Here is an 8864-nt window from a genome sequence, read left to right as displayed (position 1 = left end):
TCCGGTCTTTCCTTTTCGAAGTTCTATCCGACAGCGTTAGGCTTCTGTTTGGCAGCGGCGCATCTGACCTTGATACGCAGCTGTTCAGAGATGTGGCCGATCGCCTCACGATGGGGACGGGAGACAGCTTTAGGGTAGATGGAACTTATAACGGTGGCCACTTCGTTATGGGCAATTATCACCTGTGGGTAGACGCGGAAGGTCGACTGAGAATCAAAAACGGGGCGCCGACACCTGGCACAGGTGACCATGAGGGGACAGTCATAGGCTCTCAAACGTAGTCACACGTCTGAAAGCCATCCTTCACCGAATGGATCTTTTCGGGCTGAAAAGCTAGGCGACGGCAGCAGTCTGAAAAACGTCAATAACTTCACGTTTGTCGGCGGCACCATATCGTCTGGTGGAAACGGTGCGGTGGGCATTCTCGTCATGCCTTCGGTTGTTTCCAACACGCACGATGTCCACTCCCGATTCCTTGTCGGTCTGGGCGGTACGGATTCAATGAACGTCCTTGATCCTTTTGGGAGGTTTAAGGACGTTGTTCCCCAGGGCCGACGCATCGAGATTGCTCTTCGAGCTGCGCCTAACCAGCGCGTCGACGAGTTCATAATCCCTGGTGGCGCTACTAACGTTTATCCGATAACGGCGCAACGCATCGCGGATGCGTATGCCTGTTTTATGATTCAGATCCTGTCTACCGGCGGGCCTCGGCTCCTGTTCGGCGATGGCACGGCCGATCCAGACGTTCAATTGTTCCGAGATACGGCTGACCGTCTCACTATGGGCGTCGGTGACTCTTTTAGAGTGCAGGGCACCTTCGACGGAGGGCACCTCGTCATGGGCAACTACCACCTGTGGGTAGACGCCCAAGGGCGCTTAAGAATGAAGAACGGAGCGCCAACCCCTATCACCGGCGATAATGAAGGCACGGTGGTCGGCTCTCAAAGCTAGACCCTATCGCGTCGAAAAGCTGAGTGTCGGAGGTGGTTTCGTACCTACGATTATTACAACTTGGCCGGTCGCAGATCCTGTCTCGTACCCATTGGCTGGCCTAGCGGGGATCCCCGCCTCAATGAGCGTCGCTAAAATAGCTGGACCAACTCCATTAGTAGAAACCTGCAATCCAGCATCCGGTCCATTTAGCATTTCTGTTAGTTGAAGGTCTAGCCCTGCTGCTTGTAGGACACCACCTAATACGGATGCGAACGCACGCGTCTCCGCATCTGACGTGACTACTTGAAACCAAACCTGAGCATTCAGTCCTTTTAGCCTTTCAACAATGAAATCACCTTGCGACTGCAAAACGGTCCGCCACGCTAGCTCTTTCTTGATGCGTTCGGTCTCTAGGCGTGCTTCTTCAGCCTCTTTTGCCAACCTTGCCGCCGCTTCGTTTGCCATTGATGCGCGCTCGTCTGCCGCTGATAATTCTGCTCTCAGGAATCGTTCTTTTGTGTTTGCTGAAACGATGATTGCATAGGTCGCCACAACTCCCACTAATAAGGAGGTGAGCAATGCAGCGTTGGCTACTGTAGATATTCGTTCGGCGGTTTGGGAAGACAACGAGTCCCAGTTCCAAATCTCGTGCCACATGCTTCTGTCTTCTCTTTTATCACAGTGATCCCCAGCCTAACGGCGTCGAGTTTTGACCGGAGGGTCCATGATCAATCGTACCTCCATTAGATCTTTGAGGAACTGATCCAGTTCCTCCGTCGAAAGAGATAATTGAGCGTTTTCCAGCGACTGATCGAGTCGGATAATGATCGTCCGAAACTCTCGATCGGTGGAAAGATATCTTCCGGATGGTAGGGTCATTTGCGGGGACACGTAGGGTAGGAGGTTGGGTCGACGGAGGCGGGAAAACCCGCTGCGGGCGCAGATTGCGCGTCAGTGACCCGCAAGGCAAGGGCAAGCCTGATTGCCGCTTCGCCAGCGCCAACGGCGCCGACTTTATGAGTGGCGGGATGCGTCAGGCGCGGCATTGAAAGATCTGAGAGACTTTTGCTGCGCCTGCGGTTCGCTCCTTTTCAAGGTAGTTTCAAACGCTGTTTGAGATCGCCTGTCATCGGGTCTAGGCCCTCGTTTCAGGAGGCCGCGGTGGATAGATCAAGGATCTCCTTGTTGCCAGTCGAGACGATCTGCAGAGTTCCGTCAGGCAGGGGGCGCTGAAGCGCCCCAGCTTCGTCCCAAGGAGCGCGAAGCCAAACGTCGATTTCCTCCGACGTTGTGAGTATGGCAGACATAACCGTGGTTGGACTTGGCTGATAGCAAAACCAGACGCGGGTAAGTATCAGCAGCGCGCAGGTCTCGCGCTTGCAAAGGATGCTTCATCAAGTCACAGATTGGCTACCAATATATCACGGGTAATTTTTACTGATATATTTGCGCCGGTTATTGCTTTTGTGGGCCCAATCGATAGACCTGGGTCGGTTATCTCAACTTGTATCAACCCTTTTAGCTCATTACTACTGAGCTTTTCTATCTCAGAAATAACGGATGTATCTTGAAATCCGCAATCTAGAGTGAGTATGTAGGCAGTTTGGCTGTTTGCCCAATACTTTAGTTGCTGAATGTCCCCCCCCCAACCAACGAGCAAATACGACTGATGCTTGCTCCAATAGTATAGGAGGTCTGGAATGCTAGAGCCGCCGCTGCGAGTTTATCGAAGTCCGTGCGGAGAGCCCCCTTACCTCCTAAAGCACTCTGCAATGAGCGGAAGGCAAACTCGAGTTGAGAGGATTCCGTGGCGATGATGCCGTTCAAATTGTTGAGGGGAGCAGGTAGTTCACTGGGGGTAGATCCTGAATGACAAAATGGGATGGTTGGGATTTTCGTTCCGGCAGAGGGCTGGTTTAGAACGTTCCTGATCCAAACAGCGCCAAGTTCGAAATTGATCCAGTTTCTCTTCACTGACTTGGGGCTAATCAAGTAAATAGCTGCAGCGCAAGTGGCCAAACCATCTTCGATACGGCTCAGGAAATTGGCCCCCGCGGGTATAGTCGTCCCATCTGACGAAACAAAAACGTCAATGAATCCGCCAAACTCCTCCTGCACCGCGTTTTTTATCAGCACTGCTAGCTCACGCTCTTCGTGAATGTGCGAGAGGAAAATCAGCTGATTTGCCACAACACCCTCCTGTGGATGTTGCAAGTATAGCCTAAGCATCCTTTCCAATTGGTTCATGCATACCGACGCCTTCGCACCTAATGTACGTGCCGCAGCCCGCCTCGCGCGGGCTTTTTCATGGAGAAAACAATGTCAAACTTCGTTTTAGGGACGCGCAGCCGCGCGGCCCTCGTCGGCGTGCATCCATCTCTTATCAAGGTGGTTGAGCGCGCCATTGAACTTACGGCGCAAGACTTCACCGTGTTGGAGGGCGTGCGGTCGCTCGATCGCCAGCGGGTGCTCAAGTCGCACGGCAAGAGCAAGACCATGCTGTCAAAGCACCTCCGCCAGTCGGATGGCTATGGCCATGCCGTCGACCTGGCGCCCCTGGTCAACGGCTCAGTGGTCTGGGAGTTCGAGAAGATCCGGCCGATCGTGCTGGCTATGCGGCGAGCGTCGATCGAGGCTGGTGTGAAGATCGTCTGGGGTTCGATCTGGGATCGCAACCTCGCCCAACTGCCCGACACGCTACCGGGTATCGCCGACGCCGTCGATGCCTACAAGGCGCGCCATCCGGGGCCGGATTTCATCGACGGTCCGCACTACCAGCTCGCATGATCGAACATCCCTGGCGGTTGGTGGTCTTCGTCGTCTTCTGGTTCATCTACCTCGCTGCCATCCTCACTGCCTTTATCGTCCTTCCCGTGATGCCCGCCGATTGGCGGGTTTTTTAGTGCCCGCATGCCGGGCGGAAAGGTGACCTATGAAGCGCTTGATTTCCTTTGGCCTCGCTCTCTTCGCCGTGGTGGCGCTCGCCGCCTGCCAAACCACCGTGACCAAGATCGACGACGTTATTTCGAAGAACTTGCCGACAGCGTGCGCGGCGCTCAAAACGGCGCATGCGTCGTTCGTGATCGTGGCGGCAACCGGGAAGGTGAAGGAAGCCGCCGTCACCAAGGAAGCGGCGGCCTATGCTGGCGTCGCCTCGATCTGCGCCGACCCCGCGTCGGTCACCACGTCGACGGCGCTAGTCAAAGTGGCCACGGCCTATGCGGCGGTCATCGGCGCACTCAAGACCGCCGACAACTGACGCTCACTCCATCTTCCGCGCCGACCCCGCCCGCTTTCGAGCGGGTTTTTTAATGCCCTGAAGGGCGAAGGATACCCATCATGAATTCCAACCTGTTTCACAACATCGCCAATGTTCTGACGGCCATTCTCGCCGTGCTCGTCGCCGTGCTGCTGTTCACCGGCTGTACGGGCGATTTCACGACACAGTTGATCGTCGATTGCTCCGGTTCGTCGATCGACGCCAAGTGGCTATCTATCGCGATCGGCATCATCAGCGCCCTGAAACTCGGCCTCAACGTGCTTCGCGACGGCGTGGGCGGTCTGACCAAGCCTCAACCGCCGGTCGAGAAGTGAAAGCTGTTCTGGCGCTCATCGTTGAAAAGCTGCGGGCCTCGCTGGTGGCTTTTCTGCGCGGCCTCGTTGCCGATCGGCAGGCGAGGGCGGATGAAATGGATCTCGGCGCCTCGCGCGCCGCGACCGCCACCGACCATGTCATTGACGAAATGGAGGCGGAGCAAGATGCGGTGGATCAAGCCGATCGCGGCGGCGCTGCTGGCGTGCTTGCCCGCCTGCGCCGAACTGGCGACGGAACGGCCAGCACTGACCGGTGAGGCGTCTCAGATCCGTGAAGGGCTGGCGCGCGCGTGCCCTCGGCCGACGACGGAAAAGCAGAAGGCGGCGATCCTCGCCGAACTCGAAAGCCTCGACGCGGCCGGCATGATCGCCCGCGTCGATATGCTCGCCACCGAGTGGGAGCGGCTCGACGCCGGCGCCCGCGCCTGCCGGGGAACATAATGGCCGAATCCGAAAAGCAGCCTGCCGTCCGCTCGCGTTCTAGGCGTCGACCGGCCCGCCAACCCGCCGCCGACGGGGATATCTCGCGGTCACTTGGTCGCATCGAGGCGGGCTTGCAATATCTTGCCGATGAGATGGCCGGCGAGAAGGATGCGGCGGCGCAAAGTCGCGCGGCCGTGCATAGAAGGCTCGATGAACAGGCCGGGCTTATTGCCAAGCTGACTGGCGATGTGGCGATTTCCGTGCAGGTGAGCGCGCAGGCCCGTGAGCATGCCAAGGCGATCGAGGAACGGCTAGATCAGGAGGTGGCGCCCGCCGTTGCCGAGTGGCGAAAGATCCTCAGCATGGGGCAGGGAATGGCCATGCTGGTCGGCCTCGGGGGTGCCCTTGTGGCTTCAGGAGTATGGCTCGCTTTTTCCTACTTCGGCGATGCCATCGCGGCGGCGATCAGGGCCGCCCTTCGTATTCCTTAAGGATCTTCCTTGTTTCCGCTGGCGACGATCTGCAGCGTGCCATCGGGTAGCGGGCGTTGCAGGGCGCTTGCCTCCGACCACGGCGCGCGCAGCCAGACATCGAGCTCTTCGGCCGTTGTCAAAATGACCGGCATTGCCTTGGGGTGGATAGGTTCGACCTCGGCGTTCGGCTCGGTGGTCAGAAAGGCATAGAGCTTATGTTCGCCCTCGACCGGCTCGGCCTTGGTGCCGCGCGTGCCGTGCCATGTCGTCCAGATGCCAGCGAAAAAGAATAGGTCCCGTCCCTCATTGAGGGCGAACCACATGGGTGTTTTGCGAGGCTTGGTATCGGCGTATTCGCAAAAGGACGACACTGGAACGAGGCAGCGGCTCTCAGGGCCAAGCCAGCGGCGCCACCAACCGGATTGCGTATTGCGGACGTTGGTGATCGGGGCGCCGCCAAAGGCCGGCGGCCCCGGCATTCCCCAGCGCATGCGCAGGATTTCCCGCTCGCCTGCGTGCTGGCGAACCACCGGCGCCATCTGGTCCGGGAAGATGGAGGGCAGGGGCTCCAGGTTTCCCGTGTGATCGACCATCGCCTTGCTGATGGCACGGATGGCGGCAGGGGCGCGCGTCATGCTGTAGAGGTTGCACATGCTTCGTTCCTCGTTTCCTGACATATTCTGACAGTTGTTCTCTGAATGTTCCAGTGCCATCATCGCGGCATGGACAGAGTTTTCGAGATAGCGAGCCATTTTGCATTGACCATTCGCCAGGCCGACGAAGCCGGATGGACGGCGCTCGCTGTCGAATGTACCCCCTGCGGTACCACCACGCACATCTCGCTCAAGCGCCTCATCCAGTCGTCGCGATTGGGCTTCTTCCAGGAGGTCGTCGACCGCATGCGGTGTCACGTGTGCGGTTCTGAGCCATCGGCGGCCTACGTGGTGCGCGAGGTGAAGCGTCCCGATCCCCTGAAGGGCCTTAGCCACCGTGTTGAAATGTGGTCGGATGGCGGCGTTCGGTTCTACGAAACGCGCGCCGCCTGCGCGTCCGTTGTAACTGCCCATGCCGCCTTCGATGCGGAGCTTGAGCAAAACCCGCGCGTCACGCTGCTCCTGCGCCAGGGCACCTATGTTATCCGCTCGACGCTCAAAGACCCGGATCCGCCGGGTAATGTGGTGCCGATCGCCGTGAAGCCGTCCGAAGCCGAGGCGCGACCGAAAGTCGCTTTCCGGCGCAAGGTTGGATGATTCGTGGAGCTACAGGCAGGCGAGGGGAGCGCGCCGAAAACGCCTTAAAAATCAACAGGGCCTTTATCCCCTCGCAATGTGCCATGTGCTTGTTATTGCAATTGAATGCAACAATTCTCGACCGCACCATCTAAAAAATCCGGGCCTTTAAGTGCCCGGCTTTTTTTTAGAATTTTTCGTTAAACTGGTTATGGGATGCAATTTGTTTTGCACGGCTCTTTCTGTTCTCTGAGATGGGAAAAGTGCCCCCAGCGAGTAGCCGCAAATGGATCCCGCTGAGATTCTTATGGTGGAGGAAGATATGGTGGGTAGTTATGCGGACCATGTCGCGGCAACCAGTACTCGAGATGTCTATGTGAATGAACATCTCCATTCTGGATTTCGAGATATTTTAGAGGACATTCGGCCGGGAAAGAGCATCGTTGATATTGCTTGCGGCTCTGGAACGCTCTTGCAGGCTCTCTCAAAAAAGGAGTGTACGGTCGCGGGGTTTGACTTGTCGCCTGGGGCTGTTGAAATGAGTCGATCGAAAGGCCTCGATGTAGTTCAAGGTAATGCGGATCAGTTTGATACCGATCCTATTCTTGTCGAGCTTTTCGCGAGGAATCCAGATATTATCATATTCTCCAAATGCTTGGTTTATTTGGCCCGCAAGTCGGATATTTTTAGAAGTTTTAAGGGGGATTCTATTTATGTCTATCAGAGCAATCCAGGATATTGGCGACGCAGGTTATTTGCGAACAACCGAGATATTCTGTTCGACGAGGTCATTTATCGATCGTCCCAAGAGAAAATCATATCTATTGATGACCTTGGATCATTGCGGCGTTGGGGAGAGAGTTTTGGATATACGTCATGTGTTCTGACAAGCTGGCCCATTCTAAAAAAGAATGTTGTGGTTCGCTTTGATAGAGACACTTATCGTAAATTATAGCCTTTCCAAGGCGGCGCAGGGTGAACTATTGACCGACAATTAACAGCATATCATTCAGGGTAGCTGTAATCGGGGACTGTTGCCCTCCCAAAACATGCCGATCCAGAAATCTTTTGTACGCTTCCCAAGGGATTTTCTCTTCTAGGCAACGTCTGATCGCAGCTTCCGTATCCTCCATTCTCTCGACAACGATACAGGCCCCTTCTTCATCGAAACGAGTGGATAGCGAATTCAAAAAGCGAGGGTAAAGGAGGGGGAGGCCCAAGACAATAGCTTCGCAAACCACTGAAGAGACAAGTGTCGAAACGATGTCCGCTTCTCGAATGAGAATTGGAGCTGGAGTCGTCATATCGATGATGCAGCCGGGATGCCGCCGTAGACGTCGAAAACTGCTTTTCCCCTGTCCTCTGGGGTGCGGCTGCACGATCAGCCTAATTCCCGGCACAGTGGCGACGCGATCAAGCCAATCTATCACACGTTCGAAATCGTAATCGTAAACAAGTTTCGTCGCAAAAAAGACGATGGTTTTGATTTGGTGGTCGTGCCTTGCTAGACTTTGAGTTGCAATAGCTTTCCCAAGCAGATCGACCCATGATTTGTCGAACCTCGGCGCGCCGGCGACGCAGATTTTTTCCTGCGGGAAATCGGCTTCAGCCATTTGCTTATATCGAAATTCACTCTCAATATATAAGCGGCTAAAATCATGAGATAGACTGTTCGCCCCATTTGGAAAACTTGCCAAAGAAAGGCCATGCATCAATCCAACTACGGGGCGTCGGTTCGATTTCGCCCAGTCGGCAATTGACTTGATACCCCACGGGCCTTGGTCGGGACGATCCCAGCTCAAATCTACCCAATCAAAGGCGATAAGTGCCGGGTCTATTTCTCTGATTGTAATCAGTAATTGATTTCTCCATGCAGAACGACTTATTATTGTTCTTGCTATTCTAGGAAAAATTTTCCTCAATGGGCCTCTGGTCATACGAGTTGTCTCGCAGAGGCGACGCATAGGAATGCCAATGAGTTTTCCGGCCAGCTTCCATATATCAAATATTGTAATATTAGGCAGCTCACTTAGGACAGAAATCCGAAAATCATTCCTCCATAGCAATTCTTCCGAGGATACAAAAATATATATGTGGTCAAAAGAGTTATTTTTTGCCGCTGTAAATATGACTGGAAGAGTTGAGTCAAAATCATTATTATGTCTCCATACGAATAAAACATTCTTTTTAGGGGCGGCTTTATGTTTCACTT

14 protein-coding genes are annotated in these 8864 nt (G+C 55.1%); 9 read left to right on the top strand and 5 right to left on the bottom strand.

All coding sequences use genetic code 11. The features are described 5' to 3' along the window. Positions 1 to 281 (top strand): hypothetical protein (locus H512_RS27470; protein ID WP_210162713.1); only part of this gene is annotated, 281 nt, incomplete at its 5' end. 133 nt (positions 282 to 414) lie between these two features. After that, positions 415 to 951, top strand: coding sequence for a hypothetical protein (locus tag H512_RS0115950; RefSeq protein ID WP_026784297.1), 537 nt, complete (start codon positions 415 to 417; stop codon positions 949 to 951). A 3-nt stretch (positions 952 to 954) separates the two neighbouring features. Here H512_RS0115950 and H512_RS27070 read toward each other — a convergent pair whose 3' ends face one another. Both H512_RS27070 and H512_RS26450 read right to left on the bottom strand, forming a co-directional pair. After that, positions 955 to 1590 carry a hypothetical protein gene (locus H512_RS27070; RefSeq protein WP_156899527.1) on the bottom strand — a complete coding sequence of 212 codons (636 nt, stop codon included), beginning with the start codon at positions 1588 to 1590 and terminating at the stop codon, positions 955 to 957. A gap of 966 nt (positions 1591 to 2556) precedes the next feature. Further along, entirely contained in the window at positions 2557 to 3123 is a 567-nt protein-coding gene (locus H512_RS26450) for a toll/interleukin-1 receptor domain-containing protein (protein WP_169507168.1), read from the bottom strand. A 129-nt stretch (positions 3124 to 3252) separates the two neighbouring features. Here H512_RS26450 and H512_RS0115940 point away from each other — a divergent pair, with 129 nt between their 5' ends. The 3 genes from H512_RS0115940 (at position 3253) to H512_RS0115925 (ending at position 4527) form a co-directional block, all read left to right on the top strand. After that, positions 3253 to 3720 carry a M15 family metallopeptidase gene (locus H512_RS0115940; RefSeq protein WP_026784296.1) on the top strand — a complete coding sequence of 156 codons (468 nt, stop codon included), beginning with the start codon at positions 3253 to 3255 and terminating at the stop codon, positions 3718 to 3720. 145 nt (positions 3721 to 3865) lie between these two features. Further along, on the top strand, positions 3866 to 4192 hold the full coding sequence (locus H512_RS0115930) for a hypothetical protein (protein ID WP_026784295.1): 327 nt from the start codon (positions 3866 to 3868) through the stop codon (positions 4190 to 4192). Between the two features lie 80 nt (positions 4193 to 4272). Further along, positions 4273 to 4527, top strand: a complete 255-nt coding sequence (locus H512_RS0115925; RefSeq protein WP_036792129.1) for a hypothetical protein — start codon at positions 4273 to 4275, stop codon at positions 4525 to 4527. Here H512_RS0115925 and H512_RS0115920 read toward each other — a convergent pair. After that, on the bottom strand, positions 4506 to 4706 hold the full coding sequence (locus H512_RS0115920) for a hypothetical protein (RefSeq protein ID WP_156899526.1): 201 nt from the start codon (positions 4704 to 4706) through the stop codon (positions 4506 to 4508). The genes H512_RS0115925 and H512_RS0115920 overlap by 22 nt on opposite strands. Between H512_RS0115920 and H512_RS0115915 the strand changes: the two genes are divergently transcribed. Together H512_RS0115915 and H512_RS0115910 are read left to right on the top strand one after the other, a co-directional pair. Then, positions 4693 to 4968, top strand: coding sequence for a hypothetical protein (locus H512_RS0115915; protein WP_026784292.1), 276 nt, complete (start codon positions 4693 to 4695; stop codon positions 4966 to 4968). The two genes, H512_RS0115920 and H512_RS0115915, sit on opposite strands and share 14 nt — an antisense overlap. Beyond that, positions 4968 to 5441, top strand: a complete 474-nt coding sequence (locus H512_RS0115910; RefSeq protein ID WP_026784291.1) for a hypothetical protein — start codon at positions 4968 to 4970, stop codon at positions 5439 to 5441. The genes H512_RS0115915 and H512_RS0115910 overlap by 1 nt, the downstream gene beginning before the upstream one ends. Here the strand turns inward: H512_RS0115910 and H512_RS0115905 are convergent. Continuing rightward, complete coding sequence (locus H512_RS0115905) at positions 5438 to 6076, bottom strand: SOS response-associated peptidase (protein ID WP_026784290.1); 639 nt, start codon at positions 6074 to 6076, stop codon at positions 5438 to 5440. The genes H512_RS0115910 and H512_RS0115905 overlap by 4 nt on opposite strands. A gap of 105 nt (positions 6077 to 6181) precedes the next feature. Here H512_RS0115905 and H512_RS0115900 point away from each other — a divergent pair, with 105 nt between their 5' ends. Beyond that, positions 6182 to 6673 carry a hypothetical protein gene (locus H512_RS0115900; protein WP_156899525.1) on the top strand — a complete coding sequence of 164 codons (492 nt, stop codon included), beginning with the start codon at positions 6182 to 6184 and terminating at the stop codon, positions 6671 to 6673. 265 nt (positions 6674 to 6938) lie between these two features. Then, positions 6939 to 7607 (top strand): class I SAM-dependent methyltransferase, encoded by a 669-nt coding sequence (locus H512_RS26445; RefSeq protein WP_084798540.1) that lies wholly within the window; start codon positions 6939 to 6941, stop codon positions 7605 to 7607. Positions 7608 to 7632: 25 nt separating this feature from the next. Here the strand turns inward: H512_RS26445 and H512_RS27065 are convergent, their stop codons facing one another. Then, the gene (locus H512_RS27065) at positions 7633 to 8862 is read right to left on the bottom strand and encodes a hypothetical protein (protein WP_156899524.1); all 1230 of its coding nucleotides are present in this window, start codon (positions 8860 to 8862) and stop codon (positions 7633 to 7635) included. Between the last annotated feature and the right edge of the window lie 2 nt (positions 8863 to 8864).

Source organism: Pleomorphomonas koreensis DSM 23070, from assembly GCF_000425185.1.
In the GTDB taxonomy this organism is placed as follows: Bacteria; Pseudomonadota; Alphaproteobacteria; order Rhizobiales; family Pleomorphomonadaceae; genus Pleomorphomonas; species Pleomorphomonas koreensis.
The sequence above is the reverse complement of the archived record's forward strand: the minus strand, read 5'-3'. Positions and strand labels throughout refer to the sequence as shown.